Here is a 22580-nt window from a genome sequence, read left to right as displayed (position 1 = left end):
GACCGGTCTCCCGTCCCGGTCGCGGCCTCGCTGGTGTGGAGGTTGGTCATCGGCGGATCAGCAGCAGCCGCCTGCGACGGCCGGTTCCTGCGAGATGGTGTCGGCTTCGGCAGGGCCGGCGCAGCAGGTGCTGCCCTGCTGCTTGGCCAGGGAGTCGGCGTCGGCCTTGACGACGTACACCTCCCAGGGTTCCTGGCCGGGACCGTGGACCCAGACCTTGTCCTGGAGGGCGTAGCAGCAGGTGGTGTCGTTCTCCACGTTGGTGGCCAGGCCGACCTCGGCCAGCCAGGTGGTCGCGGCGTGGACGGCCTCGGTGCTTTCGACCTCGACGCCGAGGTGGTCCATGCGGGTCGTCTCGCCCGCGGTGCCTTCGACGAGGACGAGCTTGAGCGGGGGCTCGGTGATGGCGAAGTTGGCGTAGCCGTCGCGGAGTTTGGCGGGCTCGGTGCCGAAGAGCTTCGTGTAGAAGGCCACGGATGCGGCGAGGTCGGGGACGCGGAGGGCGAGCTGTACGCGGGATGTCATGGCGAACCTCCTTGGGTGGGTGAGGTGTTCAGCAGCCGCCGGCTATGGCCGGGGCGCCGATGCCGATCTGGAGGGTGGTGGGGGCGGCGCAGCATCCGCCGCCGGACTGTTCGGCGTTCTCCGGCTCGTCGAACAGGCCCGCGCCGCCGCACACGCCCGTTTCCGGGAGGGTGAGTTCGACGCGTTCGGCGGCCTCCTGGTCGCCTGCGATGGCGGCGGTGATGGAGCGGACCTGCTCGTAGCCGGTCATGGCGAGGAACGTGGGGGCGCGGCCGTAGGACTTCATGCCGACCAGGTAGACGCCCTGTTCGGGGTGGGAGAGCTCGTTGACGCCATGTGGGTAGACGGTGCCGCAGGAGTGGACGTTGGGGTCGATGAGCGGGGCGAGGGCGGTCGGGGCCTGGAGGCGTTCGTCGAGGCCGAGGCGGAGTTCGGAGAGGAAGGACAGGTCGGGGCGGAAGCCGGTCAGGACGATGACCTCGTCGACCGGGTCGAGGCGGCGGCCGTCCTCGGCGACGAGGGCGAGCTGGTCGCCGTCGCGTTCCACAGCCTGTGTACGGAAGCCGGTGACCGCGCTGGCGTGGCCGGCCTCGACGGCGGCCTTGGCGCGCAGGCCCAGGGCGCCTCGGGCGGGGAGCTGGTCGGCCTCGCCGCCGCCGTAGGTGTTGTCGCTGACTCCGCGCCGCAGGATCCATACCGCGTGCGTGCCGTTCTCCGCCTTCGCGAGGTCGGCGAGGAGGGCGAGGGCGGTGAAGGCGGAGGCGCCTGAGCCGATGACGGCGGTGCGCTTGCCTGCGTACCGGGCCCGTACGGCGGGGTCGTTGAGGTTGGGGACGCGGTAGGCGATGCGGTCGATGGCGGTCTTCTCGCCGAGGGCGGTCAGGCCGTCGGCTCCCATCGGGCTCGGGACGGACCAGGTGCCGGAGGCGTCGATGACGGCGCGGGCGGTGATCCGCTCCTCGTAGCCGTCGGCGGACTCGATGTGCACGGTGAAGGGCTGCTCGTCGCGGCCGGAGTCGACGATGCGGTCTCGGCCGGCGCGGGCGACGCCGGTGACCGCCGTGCCATAGCGGACCTTGTCTCCGAGGACGTCGGCGAGCGGCTGCAGGTAGCGCTCGGCCCAGTCGCCGCCGGTCGGGTAGGCGGAGGTGTCGGGGCGGACCCAGCCGGTCGGGGCGAGGAGCTTCTCGGCGGCAGGGTCGATGACCTCGCCCCAGGGTGAGAACAGCCGGACGTGCGACCAGTCGCGTACGGCCGGGGCCGCGGCGGGGCCGGCCTCGAGGACCAGGGGTTCGATGCCGCGCTCGACGAGGTGGGCGGCGGCGGCCAGGCCGATGGGGCCGGCGCCGATGACCACGACGGGCAGCTGGTCGGTGGCGAGCACGCTGTCAATGGACGCAGCCACGAGGTTCCCCTTTGTTTCGATATCTGTCGATGTCTTGCGCTGCTCAGCATGACAGTTGTATCGACAAGCGTCAACATAGACATTCATCAAATCTGTCGAGCCGAGTCATGGAACGGGTGGACGTTGCGGTGATCGGGAGCGCCCAGTCCGGACTGGCCGCGGCGCATGCCCTGCGCCGACACGGACTGGCACCGGTGGTCCTGGAATCGTCCGACCGGCCTGCGGGATCTTGGCCGCGCTACTACGAGAGCCTCAGGCTCTTCTCGCCGGCCCGGTACAGCTCGCTGCCCGGGATGCCCTTCGATGGGGACCTGGATCGCTACCCGCACCGGGACGAGGTGATCGCATATCTGCTGCGATACGCCGACCGACTGGACGCCGACATCCGCACCCGGACGCGCGTGCTCGAAGTCAGCTACGGCGATGGCGCGTTCGGGCTGAGCCTGGAGGATGGCAGCCAGCTGGAGGCCCGTGCGGTGGTCGCGGCAACCGGTACCTTCGGGCGCCCCCACCGCCCTGATCTTCCGGGTCTGGAGGGCTACGCCGGTGTCGTGCTGCACGCTGCGGACTACCGCTCGCCCGAGCCGTTCACGGGGCAGCGCGTCATGGTGGTCGGCGCCGGGAACTCCGCGGTGCAGATCGCCGTCGAGGTCGCCGGGCGGGCCCACGTGACGCTGGCGGCGCGGCATGCGGTGCGGTTCGCTCGCCAGCGCACGCTGGGGCGCGATCTGCATTGGTGGCTGGCCCGCACGAGCCTCGACACGCTGCCCATCGGCCGGTTCCTGCGCACCCCGCCGACCCAGCTGATCATCGACGACGGCCGTTACCGGCCCGCGGTCGCCCCCGGGCGACCGGATCGGCGCCCGCTGTTCACCGGCATCAGCGAAACCAAGGTCATCTGGACCGACGGCACGACCGAGGAGGTCGACACGATCCTGCTGGCAACCGGTTACCGACCCGATCTGGGCTACCTCGCCCCGCTCGGAGCCCTCGACGCCTCCGGGCACCCCCGCCACCGCGAGGGCATTTCACTCACTCACCCGGGGCCGGTCTACGTCGGCCTTGAGTGGCAGCGCAGCCTGTCTTCGAACTCCCTGCGCGGAGTGGGCCGGGACGCCGTCCGGACAGCACGGCACGTCGCAGCCCACCTCGCTCACTTCGGTGAAGCAGGACTGGGATCGGGACGAGCTGACTGAGGTCCGGACGCTGCCCGACGCCACCCTCAGGGCAGAAGCCGCGATGCGGAGCTGGCAGCTCATGACCGGTTGCGCCGGGCGAGCATCGCGGCCACGCCCATGGCCGTCAGCGCGATGACGACGGCGACTGCGCCGTAGCCGAATGCATCGGCTACGGGGCCGCCGATCGCGGGAGCGGCCAGGAGCCCAGGATGCCGATCTGGGACCACAGCACCATGGCCGTCACGATGCGCTGTGCGGGCACGGCGTCGATGAGGAGGCCGGTCGCTCCCGTGTTGGCCAGGCCGATGCCGATCCCCGCGATGACGAGTGCCGCGATCCAGGCGAGTACGGCCGTACCGGCACCGGCGAGCGCGAAGCCAATGGCCACCAGCACGGTGGAGACCTGCAGCATCGTCCGCGGCTGCCACCGGGCCGCCACTCCCCGGCCACCGCCACCACGACGGACGTTGCGGCGTGCAGCACCCCGATCTGGGTCTGGCCCAGCTTGGTCCCGAAGTGGAGCGGCAGCACCCCTTCGAGCGTGCCGAGCGCCGGCACGGCGAAGGCGATAGCGACGGCGGATGCCCGGAATCCGGGTGAGTGCAGAGCTCGCCGGTCGAGGGCGAACGCGCCGGCCGTCGCGGGAAGTCGCAGCGTTAGGACCGGCACGATCGCGAGGAGGACGAGGGTGAGGTAGGCGGCGAAGGGGCCGCGCACCCCGTGGATCGCCCCGAGCAGCGGGCCCAGAAGTCCGCCTGCGGAGTAGGCGGCGTAGATGCGGCTCATGCACAGGCACTCCTGGCTGGGCCAGGCGGCCAGGGTGGCGAAGGTGATCCCTCGCCACAGACACCCTGAGCCCAGGCCCATCACCAAACGGGAGACGGCGAAGACGGCCAAATCCGTGCTCAAGATGAAGCCAAGGCTGCCCACTGCGACCAGCGGCAATCCCCCCAGTAGCAGTCGTGCCGGGCTGCTGCGCCGAATGACGGCCCCGCCCAGCGCGAAACCCGCGACCATCCCCGGCGGGAACATCGCGACCAGCAACCCCAGCGTCGTGGCACTGGCCCCGGTCTGCGCAGCCAGGCCGGGAAGCACCGGCGCAATCAGGCTGTACCCGGCCGCGTCCAGCGCAACCAGTCCCAGCAGCAGGACATAGACCGCACCGGAACGCATCGGCGCCCGCTCCGCCTGTCCGACGCCGGTACTCATGGGTCGCTGCGCCAGCGTCCGCGCGTCGCACTGCTTCCGTTTCGGGCCGGCGCAGGGCGCCCCATGACGACATCGGCCGCCGAGGGAAAGGCGTCGACGCACTCCTCGCTCAGCCGGTACCAGCTGAACGCGCCCTCCCGCTCCACCAGCACGAAGCCCACCTCCGCCAGCGCCTTGAGGTGGTGCGAGACCGTCGACTGCCCCACACCCACGGCCTCGACGATCTGCCCCACGGCGAGCGGCTCACCGCTGCGCGCCAGCAGCGTCACGATCTGAATGCGCGTGGCGTCGGCCAGCGCCTTGAACCAGCCGGCGTACTGCTCGGCCTCGGAACGCTCCAGAGAATCCCTCATCGATAATCGACGATAATCGATGACCTCGGGATATACCGCTACTGCCTCGCTCACTGGTTCGACATGTGTCAACATAGATGCATGTCGAATACGCAGGTGCTGCCGCTGCTGGAACCCGAGGTCCCCGAGGCCGTGGCACCGTGCTGCCCTCCGCTCACCGAACGACCGTTGACCGCCGACGAGGCCGAGAAGACGGCCCGGATGTTCAAGGCGCTGGGTGACCCGGTGCGGCTGCGGTTGTTCTCCGCTGTGGCCTCGCACGAGGGCGGCGAGGCGTGCGTGTGCGACATCTCCGACGTCGGCGTCTCGCAGCCGACCGTCTCCCACCACCTGAAGAAACTCAAGGAGGCCGGCTTGCTCACCTCCGAGCGGCGCGGCACGTGGGTGTACTACCGGGTGGAGCCGTCGGTGGTGGCAGCGATGGGTCAGATGCTGAAGATCGCGGGCTGAAGGCGGACTTGCTCCAGCGGGCACCTGATTGTCAGTGGGGCCCGTCACTATGAACTCATGGGCATCGACATCTCTTGGGCGCGCAACGAGCTGGCCCAGTTTCTCAGCCTCACTGAGCTCTACCGGAAGCCGGATCCCCCTGGCGTTGTCAGTTTCAGTTCTCGCCTCTCGAGCCGCGGCTCGCAGGCGGACATCGCCGCCAGCGCCCACGTGGTGGAACAGATCCTCGACAGGGTCCTGCCTCGATGGCGCACGGAGGTCGACAAGAGCAAGAACGGCGATGTCAACCGCTGGGTCCAGCATCGGGAAGCCGCTCAGCGTGCCGACGCCGCGCTTCTGCGGGATGCCGAGGTCCGCTCCCGTCTGGGCGACGACGCTCCCCAGCTGAGCGCGGGCAGCCGCACCCTTGGGTGTGGGACGGCGCCCGGGCTCTATGGGGGAGCGGACACTTCCGGGAGGCGGTGACGGCAGCCGCGAGGAAGGTCAATGCCGAGGCTCAGAACAAGATCGGGCGTCGCGACGTCGGCGAGACGAAGCTCTTCCAGCGTGTTTTCTCACTGGATGCCCCGAAGGCGGATCAACCCCGGTTGCGGTTGTTGGAGGACGACGGAAGCGACACCTTCCGCAGTGTCCACCGCGGAGCCATGGCCTTTGCCGAGGGGTGCTACGCGGCGATCCGCAACCCCAACAGCCATGAGGACGGTCTCCCCGAGCTGCCTGAACACGAGGCATTGGAACAGCTCGCGTCCTTCAGCCTGTTGGCTCGTTGGGTGCATGCAGCGACTGTGCTGACCGTCTGAGTGGCTAGCCCTGGACCGGGGTCAGAGGACGAGATCCGCGACCGTGCGGGCCGCGTCTCTCGCTGGTCGGCCGACGCCGATCAGAGTGGCGGAGGCCGGCCCGGTCCAGTCGCCGTACCCGAGCAGATGGAGACGTGGTTCGTCCACCAAACGCGTCCCCTCGACGGCGATGTGGCCGCGCTGACCTCGCAGCCCAAGGGGCGCCAGGTGCGAGAGAGCCGGGCGGAAGCCGGTGCACCAGATGATCACATCGGCGTCGGCGCGGGTGCCGTCGGCCCAGAGGGCTCCGCCACGGTCGAGGCGTACGAACATGGGCGACGCCTTGAGCAGTCCGGCGTCACGGGCGTGGCGTACGGGCGGCACAGCGACGATGTCACCGAGGGACGCGACGCCTCCGGTGTCTGTGTGGCCCTCGTCGAGCGCGCGACGGCGGGCGGTGGCAGCGTCGAACAGGGCACGCCCGTCGATGTCATCGGCCAGGAAGCGGGGCGGGCGTTGAGTGACCCACGTCAGCTCGGTGTCGTACGCCAGTTCGGCGGCGATTTGGGCGCCGGAGTTGCCGCCGCCGACCACGATGACGCGCTGCCCGGCGAAGTCGCGCGGGCTGCGGTATTCGACGGTGTGCAGCTGCCGTCCGTGGAAGTCCGAGCGGCCAGGAACGGCGGGTACGAAGGGGCGCCACCAAGTGCCTGTGGCGCTGACAACGGCCTCTGCACGCCAGGTGCCCGCGTCGGCTTCGACCCGCAGGAGTCTGCCGTCGCGGTGGACGCCTTCGACGCGTACGGGGCGGTGTACGGGCAGGTCGTAGCGACGCTCGTAGTCGGTTAGGTAGCCGACCACGTGGCGTGCGTCCGGGTACGTCTCCCCGGTCTGTACGGGCATGAGACGGCCGGGCAAAGAGGAGTAGGCGGCCGGGGAGAACAAGTGCAGCGAGTGCCATGCGTGCTGCCAGGCGCCGCCCGCCTGGATCTGAGCGTCGAGGATGACGAAGTCCACGCCGAGTCGGCGCAGATGGTAGCCGACGGCGAGCCCGGACTGGCCACCGCCGATTACTACCGCTTGGTTCGTATGTGTCATGCGGGGCGCTCGGAGGCGGCCCGTCCAGGCATGAAGATCAGCGCCACGAGGCCCAGTCCCACTACGGCGCCGACGATTTGCATGCCGATGAAGCCCAGGACCGAGCCGGGCGCGATGCCCGCGAAGGTGTCGGTGAACGCACGGCCGATGGTCACCGCCGGGTTGGCGAACGACGTCGACGAGGTGAACCAGTACGCGGCTCCGATGTAGGAGGCGACGGCTACGGGGGCGAACTGGAGGCGGTTGGCGCGGGCCAGGCCGAAGATCAACAGAATCAGGCCCGCCGTGGCGACAACCTCACCCAGCAGTAGATGACCCGCCGAGCGGTCGTGCGTCGACCACTTCACCAGCGGCTCACCGAACATCGCATCCGCCAGGATCGCGCCCGCGATCGCGCCGACGATCTGCGCGGGCACGTAGACGGCCACCTCGCGTGGTGTGACCCCAGGGCCACCAGGGCGGGCGGTCCACCACTCGGCCAGCGTGACGACCGGGTTGAAGTGCGCGCCGGAGACCGGGCCGAGCAGGAGGATCAGGATGCCGAGGCCGAAGACGGTGGCCGTGGAGTTGGCCAGCAGCTGTACGCCGACGTCCTGGGTCAGTTCGGTGGCCTGGATGCCGGAGCCGACCACGACCGCCACCAGCAGCGCGGTGCCTATGAGTTCGGCGGATGCCCGGGCGACCAGGGGGGTTCGCAGCGGGGTGGCCCCCGGCGCGGGCGCGGCGGGCTCAGGCACAGGCGTGGCTGGCGCGGACTCCGCGGTCGAGGTGGCTTCGGCGGGGGTCATGGGCAGGCCCTCTTGTTCTCGGCGGCGGTGCGAGCGGACTCGGCCAGGTCGGCGAACTGGCTGGCGAGCGAGGCGATGACGTCGGGCTTGAGCCGGTAGTAGGTGAACCGGCCGCACGGCTCCGTCTCGACGACCCCGGCCTCGCGCAGCACTCTCAGGTGGTTGGAGAGGTTGGTCTGCCGGGCACCGGTCTCCTCCACGAGGTGGGTGGTGCACAGCGTCTCTTTGGCGAGCAGGGTCACGATCTGGAGCCTGAGCGGGTCGGCCAGAACCCGGATCAGATCAGTGTCGACTGACGTCATCATGGGCTGATACTGTCACATCAGTGGTGGCTGACACCACCGGGTGCTGATGTCCTTCGTGCCTGATGCCGTCGTGAGACAAGAGAGAACCTCCGATGTCCGACAAGCCCTCCGTGCTGTTCGTCTGTGTGCACAACGCCGGCCGTTCCCAGATGGCCGCCGCGTGGCTGACCCACCTGGCCGGGGACCGCGTCGAGGTCCGCTCCGCCGGCTCCAACCCGGGCGCGGGCGTCAACCCGGCCGCCGTCGAGGCCATGGCCGAGGTCGGCATCGACATCTCCGCCGAGGTGCCGAAGATACTCACCGTGGACGCGGTGAAGGAGTCGGACGTCTGCATCACGATGGGCTGCGGCGACACGTGCCCCGTCTTTCCCGGCAAGCGGTACCTGGACTGGCAGCTGGAGGACCCGGCGGGCCAGGGCGTCGATGCCGTGCGTCCGATCCGGGATGAGATCAAGGTGCTGGTCGAGGGTCTGATCAAGGAGATCGCGCCGGAGCCCCAGGCGTGAGCGGCACAGCGGCGGACACGCCCGCGGACATACGCAACGTCATCGTCGTCGGCTCCGGCCCCGCCGGATACACCGCCGCCCTCTACACCGCCCGCGCCTCGCTGAAGCCGCTGGTCTTCGAGGGCGCCGTCACAGCCGGCGGCGCGCTCGTGCAGACGACCGAGGTGGAGAACTTCCCCGGCTTCCGCGACGGCATCATGGGCCCGGAGCTGATGGAGAACATGCGGGCCCAGGCCGAACGCTTCGGCGCCGAGCTGGTCCCCGACGACATCGTCGAGGTCGACCTCACCGGCACCGTCAAGACCGTCACCGACAGCGCTGGCACGGTGCACCGGGCGAAGGCTGTCATCGTGGCGACCGGCTCGCAGCACCGCAAGCTGAACCTGCCCGGCGAGGACGCGCTCTCCGGACGCGGGGTGTCGTACTGCGCAACCTGCGACGGCTTCTTCTTCCGCGAGCACGACATCGTCGTGGTCGGCGGTGGCGACACGGCAATGGAGGAAGCCACCTTCCTCTCCCGCTTCGCCCGCTCCGTGACCATCGTCCACCGCCGCGACACCCTGCGGGCCTCCAAGACCATGCAGGACCGCGCCTTCGCCGATCCGAAGATCTCCATCGCCTGGAACCGCGAGGTTGCCGAGATCCACGAGGACGGCGGCAAACTCGCCGGGCTCACCCTGCGCGACACCGTCACCGGCGAGACCTCCCAACTCCCCGCCACCGGCCTGTTCGTCGCCATCGGCCACGACCCGCGCACCGACCTGGTCACCGGCCAGCTGGACCTGGACGACGAGGGCTACCTCAAGGTCGCCTCCCCCTCCACCCACACCAACATCCCCGGCGTCTTCGGCGCGGGCGACGTCGTCGACCACACCTACCGCCAGGCCATCACCGCGGCCGGCTCCGGCTGCGCGGCCGCCCTGGACGCCGAGCGGTACCTGGCCGCCCTGAGCGACGCCGACACCGCAGGCGAACCGGTCGTAGCGGCCGTCTGACGCCCCGGAGGAAGACCAGGTCTGTCAAGAACGTCACCGACGGCTCCTTCGAGCAGGACGTTCTGGCCAGCGACAAGCCCATACTGGTCGACTTCTGGGCTGCCTGGTGCGGCCCCTGCCGCCAGCTCGCGCCCTCGGTGCGGGCCTGGTCGCGCAGCTCGTCGAGGAGAGTGTCCGGCACCGGGTCGAGTCCGAAAGGCCCGCGGTGGGTGTGCCGGTGGGGCGTCGCGCGGGCCATCAGTGTCTCTTGCGGCGTGGCCGGTGCGTGGGCCACGTAGCTCACGTGGGCCAGGTAACCGGAGTTCCCGGGTTCCGGTAGGAGGTCGACAGCGGACCGGAAGCCCAGCTGGTGCACGGCGATCCGCACGTTGAAAGGGCCGTCCCGCAGGCGATGACCGCCTCCCGGCCACCCGGTCGGTCAGGATCATCCGCCGCCCACGTTGCAACTGCACCTCGAACCCGTGGTCGTGGCCCTCCTCGGCGAAGAGCCACGGTTGGCCGTTGTGCGGTGAGGGCGCCAGGCAAGCGGCGCGGGCCAGGTGGAGAGCGGCACGGCCGGGCCGCACGTGGGACGCGCGGCCGGGGCTCTCATACGACAGCTGCCACCCTTCAGGAACGTTCCTGACCCGCGGAGCTTGCTAGCCCTTGGTGACCAACTCGTCGGCGACTGTCCGCGCCCAGTCCTCGATCTGGGCGAAGTCCCGGTAGTCTCCGCCCTTTCCGTTCTTGACGATCATCCGGGCGACCCACCCCTTGGCGCCCTCCTGCAGGCAGCCACCGAAGGTGACGTGCCCGTTCACGTCGAACCGGGTCATGGCCCGCTTCAGGCCTGGCACCGGCGGGATGTCCCGCTCCGATGCGGAGGGGTCGAGCGGGCCGCTGCTGAACAACCACAGCGGGCGATCTGCCAAATCCCGGCGGTGCCGACGGAGGAACCGGCGGGCGTCCTTGTGCCAGCGTCCGGCGTACAGCCCGCCGCCGACCACGACGGCGTCATACGGCTCCACGCGTGCGACGGAGCCGGCAGGCAGCGCCTCGGCGGTGAGGCCCTCCTTGCGCAGGACCTCGGCGACGGCCTCGGCGATCTGCGCGGTCGATCCGTTCGTCGTCCCATAGGCGACCAGCACCTTGGTGGTCATGGTGCTCCGCCTCCTTTCACCACTTCACAGCTTGCGCAGCCAGTCGTCGGCGATGCCGTGCAGCGCCTGCTCGTCGGGCCGGACGTGCGAGTCGTCCAGCCGGTGGCCGAGCTTGTCGACGACCGCGACCACGCCGTCGATCTGACGGGTCATGGAGACGGCGATCTCCGTCTCGCTCTTGCGCTCCATCTGGCCCAGCAGCGTGACCACGCCCTCCGTCACGGAGACGGCGATGCTGCGCGGCGGCAGCCACAGGGCCCGTACCAGCACCTCGTCGACGACCTCGGCGCGGATGTCCGCGTCGGGCCGCAGGAAGACCTGGAGCAGGTCGCGGCGGGTGACGATGCCGACGAGCCGGTGCTCCTCGTCCAGGACGGGCAGCCGTTCGATGTGGTGCTGCGCCATCGTCCGAGCGGCCTCGACGATGGTGTCGTCGGCGTGGACCGTGATGGGCGGCTCGCTCATCAGCCGGCCGGCGGTGCGGGCCCGGGCCTTCGCGGCCCGCGTCCGGCCGGCGCGGGTCAGCCGGTCAAAGCGGAAGCGCTTCTTTGGCTCGTACGGGTCGGGCGTCTCCGCCTGCCGGACCAGTAGGTCCGTCTCGGAGATGACGCCGATGACCTTCTCGTCGTCGTCGACCACGGGCAGTCCGCTGATGCGGTGGTCGCCGAGCAGCCTGGCCACTTCCTTGAACGGGGTGCCGTACTCGGCGCGGACGACCTCCGTGGTCATCACGGAGCCGACCTTGTTGTGCTTCATGGTTGTCCCTCCTCAGCGGAGCCGGCGCAGATACGGATCCTGGGGCCTGCACGGCAGCAGGCGTACGCGCGCATCGAGGACAGTGACTCCGCCCGGTGACGCGAGAACGGGGTTGAAATCGGCCTCGGCCAGCTGCGGCAGATCACTCGCCATGCGGGACAGCCGCAGCAGCAGGTTTTCGAGGCCTTTGAGGTCGACCGGCCGGGCACCGTTCGCACCGAGCAGGAGCGGGGCGCAGCGCGGGGCCGTGATCAGGTCGTGGACATCGTGGTCGGTGAGCGGGGCGAGCCGTGCGGCGTGGTCGGCGAGGACCTCGGTCGCGGTGCCGCCGAGCCCGAACAGGACGAGAGGACCGAAGACCTGGTCCTGGACGACGCCGGCGAACAGCTCGGTGCCGCGGTCGGCGAGGGGCTGGATGACCACGCCCTCCAGCAGACCGGCGAACCGTGTCTCCAAGTCACGGAAGGCGGCGCGGACTTGGTGGTCCCCCCGGAGATCGAGGTGGACGGCGTGCTCGGCGGTCTTGTGCACCAGTCCCGGCCAGTGGCCCTTCATCACGACCCGACCGTCGGCGCCGCGCAGCCGGTCGGCGGTGAGGACGGCGTCGTCTTCGGTGTCGGCCCAGCCCCAGGCCAGCTGGGGAATGCCGTAACAGCCGAGGAGTTCGGCGCATTCGCGCGGGTCGAGCCAGCCGCCGTCGGGATGCCGGTCGAGGTAGGCCTCGACGACGGCGTGGGCGCGCTGCGTCTCGACGCCGTCGAGGTCGGGGACCGTCCCGGCGGGCCGGGCCAGCCAGGCGGCGCGGCGGGCCGCGTGGGCCAGCGCCCGGGCCGCCGCCTGAGGTTCGGCGTAGGCGGGGACGGTGCCGCCTACGGTGGCGGGCAGCAGCTCGACGGGCAGGCCCTGTTCGAGTCGTACCGCGACGATCGGCTTGGGGCGCCGTCCGGGGGCGGCGTGGGTGAGGGCCCGGACCAGGTCGTCGCCGGTCGCCGCGGCGACCGCCGTGGGGACGAGGGCCACGAGGACGGCGTCGACGGCGCCGCTCCGCATGATCCGGTCCACGCAGTCGCCGAGCTGCTGCTCCGTGACCCCGGCGGTGGCGTCGACGGGGTTGCCGGCGGCGGCGCCCGCGGGCAACGCGTCGAGCAGATCGTCGATCAGCTCAGACCCGGGCGCCGGGAGCTCCAGCCCGACCTCGGCGCAAGCGTCGGCGGCGAGGACCCCCGCTCCCCCGGCGTTGGTGACGATGGCCACGCGCAGTCCTGCGGGCAGCGGCTGCGAGTGCATCAGGGCGGCGGCTTCGAGGAGTTCGCCGACCGAGCGGGTGGCGGTGATGCCGGCCTGGGTGAACAGGGCCCCGCGGGTCATGGTGCGGGTGGCGGCCGCCGCAGTGTGCGAGGCGGCGGCGCGGCGGCCCGCCTCGGTACGGCCGGCGTCGACGGTCAGGACCGGCATGCGGCGGGTCACCCGGCGGGCCGTACGGGAGAACGCACGCGGGCTGCCGAAGGACTCCAGGTGCAGCAGGGCGAGGTCGGTGCGGTCGTCGCTCTCCCACCACTGGAGCATGTCGTTGCCACTGACGTCGTACTTGTCACCGAGGGAGACGAAAGAGGAGACACCGATGCCCAGGCGGGACATGCCATCGAGTAGGGCGATGCCCACTCCGCCGGACTGCACGGCGACACCCGCGGTACCGGGGCGCGGGTGGCCGGCGGCAAAGGTGGCGTCCAGGCGCAGCTTCGGGTCGGTGTTGGAGATGCCCAGGCAGTTGGGGCCGACGAGGCGCATGTCGTGCGAGCGGCATGCCGCCAGCAGGGCCCGGGCCTGGTCCGCGTCCAACCCGGCGGTGACGACGAGGATTGCCCGTACGCCCGCCTTCCCGCACTCCTCGGCGGTGGCCGGGATCGTGGCGGCCGGTACGGCGAGCACCACGAGGTCGGGGGTCCTGGGCAGGGCACTGACCGACGGGTGGCACGGCACCCCGAGGATCGAGCTCGCCGCGGGGTTGACCGCGAACAGACGGCCTGTGTAACCGCCCGCGTGAAGCTGGTGCAGGATCGCCCGGCCCACCGACCCTGGCTTGCGTCCGGCGCCGACGACGGCGACGACCTTCGGCCACAGCAACGGCTCCAGGCTGGCGACGTCGGCAGCGCGGCCGCGTTCCTCCACGGCCGTCAGATAGGTGTCGCTCTGGTCGAGGGCGATGGTGCAGCGCACCTCGGGGCCCTCGAAGCGGCGGGCGGTGCGCAGGCCGAGGTCGGCGAAGAGCTTCAGCACCTCGTGATTCTCGCTGAGCGCGTCCGCCGTGAAGCCGGTGATGCCCTCGGCGCGGGCGGCGGAGACGAGGTGCTCGACCAGGACGGTGCCGACGCCCCGGTGGTGCAGCCCGTCGGCGACCGCGATGGAGATCTCCGCGGTGTCCCCGGCCCCGCCGCTGTCGTACTCGGCGAGGCCGATCACCCGGCCGCCCGTCTCGGCCAGCAGCGACCGGTATCCGGGGTGCTGCTCGGCGCAGGCCCGGTCGGCGGCCGTCGCGGCGGAGCGGCGGCTCACGGCGAAGAACCGCAGCCGCAGGGTCTCCGGAGACATCTCCTCGTACAGGCCCTGCACCTGGTCGTGGTCGTCCCGTCGCACGGGACGGATGCACACGGTGGTGCCGTCCGCGAGCAGGGCGTGGACCGTGGGCCGGCTGAGCGTGTCGTCCGTCATCGCGGATCTCCTTCGAGTCTTCTCGTCACTACGAGCGTCCAGCGAAACGGGCGGCGGCCCCATGGGCTGTCCGGGCGGTGCGGGTGGGCCGGTCGGCCCTCAAAGGATGGCCGTGTATCAGGCGTTCCAGGCCCACTCCGCGATCTCCGGCAGATCGGTGCCGTGCTCGCGGATCCAGGCATGGTGGCGGGTGCGGGCGTCGGCCATCTGCTGCCGGACGGCAGCGGCGCGGACAGCGAGTCCGGGGACGCGGTCGATGACGTCCATGACCAGGCGGTAGCGGTCCAGGTCGTTGCGGACGACCATGTCGAACGGCGTGGTCGTGGTGCCCGACTCCTTGTAGCCGCGCACATGCAGGTTCGGGTGGCCGGTGCGCCGGTAGGCGAGCCGGTGGATCAGCCAGGGATAGCCGTGGTAGGCGAAGATCACCGGCTTGTCCTGGGTGAACAGGCCGTCGTACTCGAAGTCGGTCATGCCGTGCGGGTGCTCCTCGCGGGGCATCAGTCGGGTCATGTCGACGACGTTGACCACACGCACAACGAGGTCGGGCAGGTGGCCCCGCAGCAGCTGGGCGGCGGCCAGGACCTCCTGGGTGGGCACGTCGCCCGCGCAGCCGAGCACCACGTCCGGTTCGCCGCCGTTCTCCGTGCCCGCCCAGTCCCAAATGCCGGCGCCTCGCGCGCAGTGGGCTCGGGCGGCGTCCATCGACAGCCAGTCGAAGCAGGGCTGCTTACCGGCAACGATCACATTCACGTAGTCGCGGCTGCGCAGCGCATGATCGGCGACCGACAGGAGGGTGTTGGCATCCGGCGGCAGGTAGACCCGGACGACCTCGGGGCTCTTGTTGAGGACGTGGTCGACGAAGCCGGGGTCCTGGTGGGAGAAGCCGTTGTGGTCCTGCCGCCACACGTGCGAGGTCAGCAGGTAGTTCAGGGACGCGATGGGGCCGCGCCACGGCAGCTCCCTGGACGTTTTGAGCCACTTGATGTGCTGGTTGACCATCGAGTCGACGATGTGCACGAACGCCTCGTAGCAGGAGAACACTCCGTGCCGTCCGGTGAGCAGATAGCCCTCCAGCCAGCCCTGGCAGGTGTGCTCGGAGAGGATTTCCAGGACGCGGCCGTGCCGGTCGAGGTGTTCGTCGACCGGGAGGGTCTGTGCCTGCCAGGCCTTGCCGCTGGCGTTGAATACGGCCTGGAGCCGGTTGGAGGCGGTCTCGTCCGGACCGACGACGCGGAAGTCGCGGCGGGCCGCGGTGTCCTTCATGACCTGTTCCAGGAGGTCTCCGAGGATCCGGGTCGGCTCGTGCAAGGTCGTACCCGGCTTGTCGACCGTTACGGCGAAAGAGTCCAGGGAGCGGATGGGCAGGTCACGGACGAGGAGGCCGCCGTTGGCGTGCGCGGTGGCGCCCAGGCGCCTGGGACCGTCGGGGACGCAGGCGAGTACATCGGGGACGGGGCGGCCGTCCGGGTGGAACAGTTCCTCGGGCCGGTACGAGCGCAGCCACGCCTCCAGCTGGCGCAGATGCTCGGGGTTCTCGCGGACTCCGGCCAGCGGGACCTGGTGAGCGCGCCAGGTGCCCTCGACCGGCACACCGTCGACTTCGGCGGGGCCGGTCCAGCCCTTGGGGGTGCGCAGGACGATCACGGGCCAGTGGGCACGCTCGCCGACGCCCTCCTCGCGGGCGGTGCGCTGGAGCAGTGCGATGCGGTCGAGCGCATCGTCCAAGGCACAGGCCATGGCACGATGGACAGTGGCCGGGTCGTCGCCGGTCACGTGGATGGGTTCGTGGCCGTATCCGCGCAGGAGGGCGTCGAGTTCCTGCTCCGGCAGACGGGCCAGCACCGTCGGGTTGGCGATCTTGTAGCCGTTGAGGTGCAGGATCGGCAGAACGGCGCCGTCGTGCACCGGGTCGAGGAACTTGTTGGAGTGCCAGGAGGCGGCCAGCGGCCCGGTCTCAGCCTCGCCGTCGCCGATCACACAGGCGACCACCAGGCCGGGGTTGTCGAAGGCGGCACCATACGCGTGCGAGAGGGCGTACCCGAGCTCACCGCCCTCGTGGATCGACCCTGGCGTCTCCGGCGCCACATGGCTCGGCACGCCGCCTGGGAAGGAGAACTGCCGGAACAGCAGCCCCATACCGGCCCCGTCCCGGCCGACGTTCGGATAGGTCTCGCTGTACGACCCCTCAAGCCAGGAGTTGGCGAGCACCGACGGGCCGCCATGGCCCGGGCCCCACACGCACAGCGCGTCCAGGCCACGCGCCTTGATCACCCGGTTGAGATGGGTGTACACGAGGTTCAGCCCCGGCGAGGTGCCCCAGTGCCCGAGCAGCCGCGGCTTGATGTGCTCGGCCATCAGCGGCTCGCGCAGCAGCGGGTTGGCCAGCAGATAGATCTGTCCGGCGGCCAGATAGTTGGCGGCCCGCCAGTGGGCGTCCAGCGTTCGCAGCTCGTCGTCGGTCAGTACGGTGCTGTCCTGGTGTTCGAACTCGGGCATGGGTGACTCCGTAGGTCATCGAGTACGCGGTCGACGGGCGGTGGGAGGCGGTGCGGCCGGCAACAAGGCGAGGAAACTGCCGCGCAAGACGTACGAGAAGGAACTGCTGCGTGCCCGCAGATGGAGTTGGCGAAAGTGCAGGAGCGGGGACGCGGGGCGGGCGCCCACGTCGTCGTCATCCTCAAGGGGCGGGACGCGGCCGGCAGGGGCGGCACCGTCAAACGGATCACCGAACACCTCAACCCGAGGGTGGCACGGATCGCGGCCCTGCCCAAGCCGAGCGAACGCGAGCGCACCCGGTGGTACTTCCCGCGGTACATCGAGCACGTCATGGTCCTTGGCACCAAGGAGGAGCACCACCCGTTCCTTTGTTCCTTGCCGGGCACGGCGCTCACACCGGCTGCGGTACGACGGCGACCGGGCAGGCGGAGTGGTGCAGTGCCGCGTGGGCGACGCGGCCGAGCTGGAGCCCGAGGTGGCCGGTGCGGCGCTTGGCGCCGACGATCAGGAGGTCGGCACCGTGCGAGGCGTCCACCAGCACGCGGCGGGCGTGGCCCTCGACGGCACGGCGGTGCAGCTCCAGGTCCGGCGGGGCGTCCCGCAGAGCGTCGGCGAGGGTCTCCTCGGCGTGCTGCTCGTGCAGCCGGGCGGGTGCGTCGGCGAGCAAGGGGTGGTCGGTGGTCTCGTGCGCGGGACAGCACCAGGCTCGTACGGCCTCCAGGGGGACCCCGCGGCGCCGGGCCTCCTCATAGGCGAAACGCACGGCCGACGAGGCCTCGGCATCCTCGCCCACGCCCACCACGACACGTCCGTGGACCGGGGGCGTGGCCTGGTTGTCGTGGCTGCCGCGCAGCACGATCACCGGGCAGTGGGCGTGCGCGGCCACAGTGAGGCTGACAGAACCGAGCAGCGCCTCGGCGAGGCCGGTGCGGCCGCGGGTGCCGACGACCAGCGCGGACGCGTTCCGGCTCTCGCGCACCAGGGCGTACTCGGGCTCCTCGAACACCACGTCGGAGGTCACCTTCAGCTCCGGGTGCCGAGCTTGCGCCCGCTGGGCGGCGGCCGCGACGACCTTCTGGGGCATGACCTGTGCGCTGGGCTTGCCGAGGTCCCTGGCGACTGAGGCCCCCTCGTAGCGCTCCCACAGGCAGGCGTACACGACATGGAGCGGGACCTCACGCAGCACGGCCTCGTCGGACGCCCAGTCCGTGGCGCGCAGGCTGGGCTCGGAGCCGTCGACTCCGACGACCAGAGGCAGGTCCATCGCCGTCACCGCCCCGCGCCGAGGTCGAAGACGATGCGGGCTTTGACCTGGCCGCGCAGCACGTCCTCGATGGACTCGTTGACGGAGGCCAGCGGACGGGTCTCGCAGATGACCCTGGTGCGGCCGGCCGCGTGGAGCTGGAGGACCTCGGTGAGGTCCTGTCGGGTGCCGACGATGGAGCCGATGACCGAGGTGCCGTTGAGAACGGTGTCGAAGATCGGGACCTGGACGGTGCCGTGCGCCGGGAGGGCGACCATGACGAGCTTGCCGCCGCGCCGCAGGCCGGAGTTGACGGCGGCGAACGCGTCCTCGTTCACGGCGAGGGCGATGGCCGCGTGGGCGCCGCCGTACCGCTTGAGGACCTCGCCGACGTCGTGCTTGCGGGCGTCGATGGTGAGATCGGCGCCGAGTTCCGCGGCGAGTTGGAGCTTCTCGTCGGTGACGTCGATCGCGGCGACGGTGGCCCCGGCGATCTTCGCGTACTGCACGGCCAGGTGACCGAGCCCGCCGACACCGGAGATCGCGACCAGCTGCGTGGGCCGCACGTCGGCGACCTTGAGCGCCTTGTACGTGGTCACGCCGGCGCAGGTCAGCGGTGCGGCGTCCACGGCGCCGACGCCCTGCGGGACGGGCTGCGCGAAGTCGGCCCAGGCGAGCATCTTCTCGGCGTAGCCGCCGTCACAGCCGTAGCCGGTGTTGATCTGGTGCTCGCACAGCGTCTCCCAGCCGGAGAGGCAGTGCTCGCACCGCCCGCAGGCCTTGCCGAGCCAGGGCACGGCGACCCTCTGGCCGACGCTCAAGAGGGTGACGCCGTCGCCTAGCTTCTCGACCAGGCCGACTCCCTCGTGACCGGGCACGAACGGCGGGTTCGGCTTGACCGGCCAGTCGCCGTGGGCGGCGTGGATGTCGGTGTGGCACAGCCCGGAGGCCTCGACGCGGATGCGGACCTGACCGGGGCCGGGCTCGGGGTCGGGGCGGTCCTCGATGACCAGAGGTTCGCCGAAGGCTCGGACGACCGCTGCCTTCATGGGGTCAACTCCTCAGGGGTGGGTGTCAGTTGTGGGCAACGACCGCGACGGGGGCCGTGGCGTGGTGCAGGACTGCGTGGGTCACGGGGCCGACGTGGGCGCCGAGCGGGCTGCGGCGGATACGGCGGCCGACGACGACCAGGGAGGCCTCGTGGGAGGCGTCCACCAGCCGGATACCGGGGCTGCCGGACGGGGTCTCCTCGGTGACCTCGACGCTCGGGTACTTCCGGCGCCAGGGCCGCAGCGCTTCCGCCAGAACGGCGGCCTGCTGCCGGGCGATCTCGTCGTGCAGCTGGAGATCGGCGGAAAGGCCGTAGATGTAGTACGGGGGCAGGTTCCAGCCGTGGATCGCCCGCAGGCCGGTCTCGCGGTGGGCGGCCGCCTCGAAGGCGAACTCGATCACCGAGTCGTCGGGGTTCGCCGCGTCGAGGCCCAGGAGGACGGGCCGGTAGGGCGTGGCGGCAGATGGGATGCCCTCCGGGTCCGGCTCGTGTTCGTCTGCGGCCTGCTCACCGGCACGGACCAGGACGACGGGTCGCTTCAGGTGCGCCACGACGGAGAGTCCGACGGAGCCGACCATGAAGCCGCCGAAACCGCTGAGCCCACGCGAGCCGAGGACCAGCAGTTCCGCGTCCGCGGCGGCCTTGACCAGGGTGTCGGCCGATCCGCCGACCAACTGCTCGGTGGTCACCTCGACGCCGGGGTGGCGCACCCGGATCCGCTCGGCGGCCTCGCGCGGAATGCGCTCGCTCCAGTGCTGCTGGGTCTCGGCGCCGAGCAGCGGGGCCTGGGCCATGGGTTCCGGGACGGGCTCCCAGACATGGACGATCTTCAACGGCAGGCCGCGCAGCTTCGCCTCGCGGGCCGCCCACTCGGCCGCGGCCCGGCTCTCGGACGAGCCGTCGAGACCTGCGACAACGGTGTGGACCATGGTTCTGCCTCCTGATCGGGGATCTGTCATCAGCGTCTGACTTGAGGAGTTGCTGCGTCAGGGGCCGCTGGTCCCCGGTCGGGACCAACCGGCCCAACGGCCCTTGGGTTCACCGCAGCCAGGGGTTGCGGCTGACGATCGGCAGCCGGGCCCACGCCCTGCCGAGTCCCCAGACCGCGCCGGCCCCCACGGCCGCAAGCGCGATCAGAACGACGGCGTACACGACGTGGTACTCGGCGAACGGGTTGGTCGACATGCTCGGCGAGCCGTCGGACAGGTGCTTGGCCGGCGGCCACTCGGCGATCCACATCAGCGCCATCATCAACGTGCCCGCGATGGCGGCCAGCCGCAGCCCGATGCCCAGGATCAGCGCCACACCGATGCCGAGCAGGCCGAGCATGAACAGCCAGTCCGCCCAGGCGTCCCCGGCCCAGTCGTGGAGGGCCGACTCCATCGGACCGGCCGCCACGCCGCTCAGGAAGCCCTTGGTGGGCGAGCCGCCGTCGATCCAGCCGTTGCCGGACTGGGTGGCGTAGCCGAACCCGAAGATCTTGTCCAGGAACGCCCACAGGAAGATGAACCCGGTCAGCAGCCGGAGCCCGGCGAAGACATAAGCGCTCGTCGCGGTGGTGTAGGCCGCCGCCTCGGCCGTCCGGGTCCTGCGCAAGGTCGGTAGACGGAATCCCAGGTGCCGGTGCGGTTGATCGTGAACTGCCATGATCTTCATCCCCCTCGGGACGGATTCGTTGTTGACGGCATCCACTCTCGTGGCGCGGACATGCCGTGGCCTGGTGCCGAAAGTCGGCGTCCATGGGGCTGAACGGCCCCTTCCTCGGGTCCTGTCGAGCTACCGAACCTTGACGCCGGACCACCGGTCGGGGCGGTCGCGACGGATCCTGGAAACAGCCGGCGAAAGGAACCCCATGTCCCACGGCTCGGGCAGGCACGCCTCGGGGTCGCACCGCCTGATGCCCGTGGTCCACCGACTGGCCCCCGGGGCCTTTGTCCTGACCGGCTACCGCCGCTCCTGGCTGCGCGGCGATCTGCTCGCCGGTGTGACCGTGGCCGCGTATCTCGTGCCGCAGGTGATGGCGTACGCAGGCGTCGCCGGGCTGCCGCCGGTCTCCGGACTGTGGGCGATCCTGCCCGCGCTCGGCCTGTACGCGGTGTTGGGCTCGTCCCGGCTGCTGTCGGTCGGCCCCGAGTCGACGACCGCTCTGATGACGGCGACCGTGGTCGCCCCGCTGGCCGCCGCGGACGCCGACCGTTACGCCACCCTGGCCGCCGCCCTCGCGGTGACGGTCGGTCTGCTGTGCCTGGCGGCTCGGCTGCTGCGCCTGGGCGTCGTCGCCGACCTCCTGTCCCGCCCGGTCCTGATCGGCTATCTGGCGGGCGTGGCCCTGATCATGATCGTGGACCAGCTGCCCCAGCTGACCGGTGTCGAAACGGAGGGGTCGGGCTTCTTCCCTCAACTTTGGTCATTCGTGCGGAACTTGGAGCATGCACATCCGGAGACGGTGATCTTCTCCGCCGTCATCGTCGCATTCCTGTTCACCTCGGCGTGGCTGTTGCGCGCTGTGCCGGGCCCCCTGCTGGCGGTGGTGCTGGGCACGGGGGCCGTGGCCGCCTTCGATCTCGACGAGAGGTACGGCGTCGAGGTCATCGGCGAGGTCCCGGCCGGACTGCCCACCCTCGCCGCACCCGACCTGACCGAGCTGCCGCATCTGCTGCTGCCCGCACTGGGCGTTCTCCTCGTCGCCTATACGGACTTCATCCTCACCGCGCGCGCCTTCGCCGGCCGCGACGAGGACGGTGGGCGCCTCGACGCCGACCAGGAGTTCCTGGCCCTGGGCGCGGCCAACCTCGGCGCCGGCTGGCTGCAGGGCTTCCCCGTGAGCAGCAGCGCCAGCCGCACCGCGCTCGCTTCCTCGGCGGGTGCCCGCAGTCAGGTGTACTCCCTGGTGGCAGGCGTGGCGGTGCTCGCCGTGCTGCTGTTCCTCAGCCCGCTGCTGGCCCGCACGCCGTCTGCGGTACTTGGCGCCCTCGTCGTGTACGCAGCGGTGCGCATGATGGACCTCGCGGGCTTCGCCCGGCTGGCTGCCTTCCGGCGGCGGGAACTGCTGCTGGCGGTCGGCTGCCTGGTCGGCGTGCTCGCCCTGGATCTGCTCTACGGCGTCCTGGTCGCCGTCGGGCTGTCCGTGGCCGAGCTGCTGAGCCGGGTGGCCCGGCCGCACGACGCCGTCGAGGGGCTGGTCCCCGGCGTGGCGGGCATGCACGACGTGGACGACTATCCGCAGGCGCGCACCGTCCCCGGACTGCTCGTCTACCGCTACGACTCCCCGCTGTTCTTCGCCAACGCCGAGGACTTCCACCGCCGTGCCCTGGCAGCCGTCGACGAACAGACCGGCCCCGTCCGCTGGTTCGTCCTCAACACCGAGGCGAACGTAGAGGTGGACATCACAGCCCTGGACGCGGTCGACGAACTGCGCCGCGAACTGACCCGTCGCGGGATCGTCTTCGCCCTGGCCCGGGTGAAGCAGGATCTCCTGGACGATCTGGAGGCGTACGGGCTCGCGGACTCGGTGGGCAGGGGGCGGATCTACCCGACGTTGCCGACGGCCGTGGCGGCGTACCGGACGTGGTGTCGGGAGCGCTGACGGGGT

General features: G+C 70.8%; 23 protein-coding genes and 3 pseudogenes. 9 read left to right on the top strand and 17 right to left on the bottom strand.

Features of this window, described 5'->3' with window-relative positions; all coding sequences use genetic code 11:
• Positions 1–57 precede the first annotated feature (57 nt).
• Together ACFU95_RS37810 and ACFU95_RS37805 are read right to left on the bottom strand one after the other, a co-directional pair.
• On the bottom strand, positions 58–525 hold the full coding sequence (locus ACFU95_RS37810; protein ID WP_383837909.1) for an ArsI/CadI family heavy metal resistance metalloenzyme: 468 nt from the start codon (positions 523–525) through the stop codon (positions 58–60).
• 28 nt (positions 526–553) lie between these two features.
• The gene (locus ACFU95_RS37805; RefSeq protein WP_383837906.1) at positions 554–1930 is read right to left on the bottom strand and encodes an NAD(P)-binding domain-containing protein; all 1377 of its coding nucleotides are present in this window, start codon (positions 1928–1930) and stop codon (positions 554–556) included.
• A 107-nt stretch (positions 1931–2037) separates the two neighbouring features.
• Here ACFU95_RS37805 and ACFU95_RS37800 point away from each other — a divergent pair, with 107 nt between their 5' ends.
• Positions 2038–3126 carry a flavin-containing monooxygenase gene (locus tag ACFU95_RS37800; protein ID WP_383837903.1) on the top strand — a complete coding sequence of 363 codons (1089 nt, stop codon included), beginning with the start codon at positions 2038–2040 and terminating at the stop codon, positions 3124–3126.
• Positions 3127–3185: 59 nt separating this feature from the next.
• Here the strand turns inward: ACFU95_RS37800 and ACFU95_RS37795 are convergent, their stop codons facing one another.
• From ACFU95_RS37795 to ACFU95_RS37780, 4 genes and pseudogenes are all read right to left on the bottom strand, one after another.
• A complete protein-coding gene (locus ACFU95_RS37795) occupies positions 3186–3335 on the bottom strand; it encodes a hypothetical protein (RefSeq protein ID WP_383837900.1) in 150 nt (49 codons plus the stop codon).
• The gene (locus tag ACFU95_RS37790) at positions 3278–3520 is read right to left on the bottom strand and encodes a hypothetical protein (RefSeq protein ID WP_383837960.1); all 243 of its coding nucleotides are present in this window, start codon (positions 3518–3520) and stop codon (positions 3278–3280) included. Before ACFU95_RS37790 ends, ACFU95_RS37795 begins: the two co-directional genes overlap by 58 nt.
• A gap of 44 nt (positions 3521–3564) precedes the next feature.
• A pseudogene (locus ACFU95_RS37785) lies at positions 3565–4281 on the bottom strand (MFS transporter); the annotation flags it as partial.
• A 32-nt stretch (positions 4282–4313) separates the two neighbouring features.
• Entirely contained in the window at positions 4314–4670 is a 357-nt protein-coding gene (locus ACFU95_RS37780) for an ArsR/SmtB family transcription factor (RefSeq protein WP_383837897.1), read from the bottom strand.
• Between the two features lie 81 nt (positions 4671–4751).
• Between ACFU95_RS37780 and ACFU95_RS37775 the strand changes: the two genes are divergently transcribed.
• Genes ACFU95_RS37775 through ACFU95_RS37765 form a run of 3 tightly spaced genes read left to right on the top strand, consistent with a single transcriptional unit; the run spans position 4752 to position 5920 of the window.
• Positions 4752–5120, top strand: coding sequence for an ArsR/SmtB family transcription factor (locus ACFU95_RS37775; RefSeq protein WP_383837894.1), 369 nt, complete (start codon positions 4752–4754; stop codon positions 5118–5120).
• A 57-nt stretch (positions 5121–5177) separates the two neighbouring features.
• Positions 5178–5585: a hypothetical protein gene (locus tag ACFU95_RS37770; protein ID WP_383837891.1), complete on the top strand. Its 408-nt coding sequence runs from the start codon at positions 5178–5180 to the stop codon at positions 5583–5585.
• Positions 5582–5920: a TIGR02391 family protein gene (locus ACFU95_RS37765; protein ID WP_383837888.1), complete on the top strand. Its 339-nt coding sequence runs from the start codon at positions 5582–5584 to the stop codon at positions 5918–5920. Before ACFU95_RS37770 ends, ACFU95_RS37765 begins: the two co-directional genes overlap by 4 nt.
• Before the next feature lie 21 nt (positions 5921–5941).
• On the opposite strand, the gene ACFU95_RS37760 is transcribed toward ACFU95_RS37765, so the two are convergent.
• The 3 genes from ACFU95_RS37760 to ACFU95_RS37750 are packed head-to-tail and all read right to left on the bottom strand — an operon-like array spanning position 5942 to position 8090.
• Positions 5942–6997 (bottom strand): ArsO family NAD(P)H-dependent flavin-containing monooxygenase, encoded by a 1056-nt coding sequence (locus ACFU95_RS37760; protein WP_383837885.1) that lies wholly within the window; start codon positions 6995–6997, stop codon positions 5942–5944.
• A complete protein-coding gene (locus ACFU95_RS37755; protein WP_383837882.1) occupies positions 6994–7785 on the bottom strand; it encodes an aquaporin in 792 nt (263 codons plus the stop codon). The genes ACFU95_RS37760 and ACFU95_RS37755 overlap by 4 nt, the downstream gene beginning before the upstream one ends.
• Positions 7782–8090 (bottom strand): ArsR/SmtB family transcription factor, encoded by a 309-nt coding sequence (locus ACFU95_RS37750; RefSeq protein ID WP_383837879.1) that lies wholly within the window; start codon positions 8088–8090, stop codon positions 7782–7784. Before ACFU95_RS37750 ends, ACFU95_RS37755 begins: the two co-directional genes overlap by 4 nt.
• A gap of 92 nt (positions 8091–8182) precedes the next feature.
• Between ACFU95_RS37750 and ACFU95_RS37745 the strand changes: the two genes are divergently transcribed.
• The 3 genes and pseudogenes from ACFU95_RS37745 to ACFU95_RS37735 all read left to right on the top strand — a co-directional run.
• A complete protein-coding gene (locus tag ACFU95_RS37745) occupies positions 8183–8596 on the top strand; it encodes an arsenate reductase ArsC (RefSeq protein ID WP_383837876.1) in 414 nt (137 codons plus the stop codon).
• Positions 8593–9591 carry a thioredoxin-disulfide reductase gene (gene trxB, locus ACFU95_RS37740; protein ID WP_383837873.1) on the top strand — a complete coding sequence of 333 codons (999 nt, stop codon included), beginning with the start codon at positions 8593–8595 and terminating at the stop codon, positions 9589–9591. The genes ACFU95_RS37745 and trxB overlap by 4 nt, the downstream gene beginning before the upstream one ends.
• Positions 9588–9737: pseudogene (locus tag ACFU95_RS37735) on the top strand (thioredoxin family protein); the annotation flags it as partial. The gene trxB and the pseudogene ACFU95_RS37735, both read left to right, overlap by 4 nt.
• Before the next feature lie 492 nt (positions 9738–10229).
• Here ACFU95_RS37735 and ACFU95_RS37730 read toward each other — a convergent pair.
• From ACFU95_RS37730 to ACFU95_RS37715, 4 genes are all read right to left on the bottom strand, one after another.
• Complete coding sequence (locus ACFU95_RS37730) at positions 10230–10730, bottom strand: flavodoxin domain-containing protein (protein WP_383837870.1); 501 nt, start codon at positions 10728–10730, stop codon at positions 10230–10232.
• A 24-nt stretch (positions 10731–10754) separates the two neighbouring features.
• The gene (locus ACFU95_RS37725) at positions 10755–11486 is read right to left on the bottom strand and encodes a CBS domain-containing protein (RefSeq protein WP_383837867.1); all 732 of its coding nucleotides are present in this window, start codon (positions 11484–11486) and stop codon (positions 10755–10757) included.
• A 12-nt stretch (positions 11487–11498) separates the two neighbouring features.
• Positions 11499–14195: a GNAT family N-acetyltransferase gene (locus tag ACFU95_RS37720; RefSeq protein ID WP_383837864.1), complete on the bottom strand. Its 2697-nt coding sequence runs from the start codon at positions 14193–14195 to the stop codon at positions 11499–11501.
• Between the two features lie 117 nt (positions 14196–14312).
• Positions 14313–16694, bottom strand: coding sequence for a phosphoketolase (locus tag ACFU95_RS37715; RefSeq protein WP_383837861.1), 2382 nt, complete (start codon positions 16692–16694; stop codon positions 14313–14315).
• Between ACFU95_RS37715 and ACFU95_RS37710 the strand changes: the two are divergent.
• Positions 16693–17036 (top strand): annotated as a pseudogene (locus ACFU95_RS37710) (polyphosphate kinase 2); the annotation flags it as partial. The gene ACFU95_RS37715 and the pseudogene ACFU95_RS37710 overlap by 2 nt on opposite strands.
• A gap of 49 nt (positions 17037–17085) precedes the next feature.
• On the opposite strand, the gene ACFU95_RS37705 reads toward ACFU95_RS37710, so the two are convergent.
• The 4 genes from ACFU95_RS37705 to ACFU95_RS37690 all read right to left on the bottom strand — a co-directional run bounded on the left by ACFU95_RS37705 (position 17086) and on the right by ACFU95_RS37690 (position 20635).
• Positions 17086–17958, bottom strand: coding sequence for a universal stress protein (locus ACFU95_RS37705; protein ID WP_383837858.1), 873 nt, complete (start codon positions 17956–17958; stop codon positions 17086–17088).
• A 5-nt stretch (positions 17959–17963) separates the two neighbouring features.
• The gene (locus ACFU95_RS37700) at positions 17964–18986 is read right to left on the bottom strand and encodes a zinc-dependent alcohol dehydrogenase (RefSeq protein ID WP_383837855.1); all 1023 of its coding nucleotides are present in this window, start codon (positions 18984–18986) and stop codon (positions 17964–17966) included.
• Positions 18987–19011: 25 nt separating this feature from the next.
• Positions 19012–19917 carry a universal stress protein gene (locus ACFU95_RS37695; protein ID WP_383837852.1) on the bottom strand — a complete coding sequence of 302 codons (906 nt, stop codon included), beginning with the start codon at positions 19915–19917 and terminating at the stop codon, positions 19012–19014.
• 109 nt (positions 19918–20026) lie between these two features.
• Positions 20027–20635: a hypothetical protein gene (locus ACFU95_RS37690; protein WP_383837849.1), complete on the bottom strand. Its 609-nt coding sequence runs from the start codon at positions 20633–20635 to the stop codon at positions 20027–20029.
• A 205-nt stretch (positions 20636–20840) separates the two neighbouring features.
• On the opposite strand from ACFU95_RS37690, the gene ACFU95_RS37685 reads away from it, so the two are divergent.
• Positions 20841–22574: a SulP family inorganic anion transporter gene (locus tag ACFU95_RS37685; protein WP_383837846.1), complete on the top strand. Its 1734-nt coding sequence runs from the start codon at positions 20841–20843 to the stop codon at positions 22572–22574.
• The last annotated feature ends 6 nt before the right edge of the window (positions 22575–22580 follow it).

This window comes from Streptomyces sp. NPDC057623 (genome assembly GCF_042800355.1).
Taxonomy (GTDB): domain Bacteria; phylum Actinomycetota; class Actinomycetes; order Streptomycetales; family Streptomycetaceae; genus Streptomyces.
Note: the sequence above shows the minus strand (reverse complement) of the source record. Positions and strands in the feature narration are given on the sequence as shown.

Coding starts and splice junctions, on each gene's coding strand:
- ACFU95_RS37810 (WP_383837909.1), bottom strand. CDS start 525: ATGACATCCCGCGTACAGCTCGCCCTCCGCGTCCCCGACCTCGCCGCA.
- ACFU95_RS37800 (WP_383837903.1), top strand. CDS start 2,038: ATGGAACGGGTGGACGTTGCGGTGATCGGGAGCGCCCAGTCCGGACTG.
- ACFU95_RS37790 (WP_383837960.1), bottom strand. CDS start 3,520: ATGCTGCAGGTCTCCACCGTGCTGGTGGCCATTGGCTTCGCGCTCGCC.
- ACFU95_RS37780 (WP_383837897.1), bottom strand. CDS start 4,670: ATGAGGGATTCTCTGGAGCGTTCCGAGGCCGAGCAGTACGCCGGCTGG.
- ACFU95_RS37775 (WP_383837894.1), top strand. CDS start 4,752: ATGTCGAATACGCAGGTGCTGCCGCTGCTGGAACCCGAGGTCCCCGAG.
- ACFU95_RS37770 (WP_383837891.1), top strand. CDS start 5,178: ATGGGCATCGACATCTCTTGGGCGCGCAACGAGCTGGCCCAGTTTCTC.
- ACFU95_RS37760 (WP_383837885.1), bottom strand. CDS start 6,997: ATGACACATACGAACCAAGCGGTAGTAATCGGCGGTGGCCAGTCCGGG.
- ACFU95_RS37755 (WP_383837882.1), bottom strand. CDS start 7,785: ATGACCCCCGCCGAAGCCACCTCGACCGCGGAGTCCGCGCCAGCCACG.
- ACFU95_RS37750 (WP_383837879.1), bottom strand. CDS start 8,090: ATGATGACGTCAGTCGACACTGATCTGATCCGGGTTCTGGCCGACCCG.
- ACFU95_RS37745 (WP_383837876.1), top strand. CDS start 8,183: ATGTCCGACAAGCCCTCCGTGCTGTTCGTCTGTGTGCACAACGCCGGC.
- ACFU95_RS37730 (WP_383837870.1), bottom strand. CDS start 10,730: ATGACCACCAAGGTGCTGGTCGCCTATGGGACGACGAACGGATCGACC.
- ACFU95_RS37725 (WP_383837867.1), bottom strand. CDS start 11,486: ATGAAGCACAACAAGGTCGGCTCCGTGATGACCACGGAGGTCGTCCGC.
- ACFU95_RS37720 (WP_383837864.1), bottom strand. CDS start 14,195: ATGACGGACGACACGCTCAGCCGGCCCACGGTCCACGCCCTGCTCGCG.
- ACFU95_RS37715 (WP_383837861.1), bottom strand. CDS start 16,694: ATGCCCGAGTTCGAACACCAGGACAGCACCGTACTGACCGACGACGAG.
- ACFU95_RS37705 (WP_383837858.1), bottom strand. CDS start 17,958: ATGGACCTGCCTCTGGTCGTCGGAGTCGACGGCTCCGAGCCCAGCCTG.
- ACFU95_RS37700 (WP_383837855.1), bottom strand. CDS start 18,986: ATGAAGGCAGCGGTCGTCCGAGCCTTCGGCGAACCTCTGGTCATCGAG.
- ACFU95_RS37695 (WP_383837852.1), bottom strand. CDS start 19,917: ATGGTCCACACCGTTGTCGCAGGTCTCGACGGCTCGTCCGAGAGCCGG.
- ACFU95_RS37690 (WP_383837849.1), bottom strand. CDS start 20,635: ATGGCAGTTCACGATCAACCGCACCGGCACCTGGGATTCCGTCTACCG.
- ACFU95_RS37685 (WP_383837846.1), top strand. CDS start 20,841: ATGTCCCACGGCTCGGGCAGGCACGCCTCGGGGTCGCACCGCCTGATG.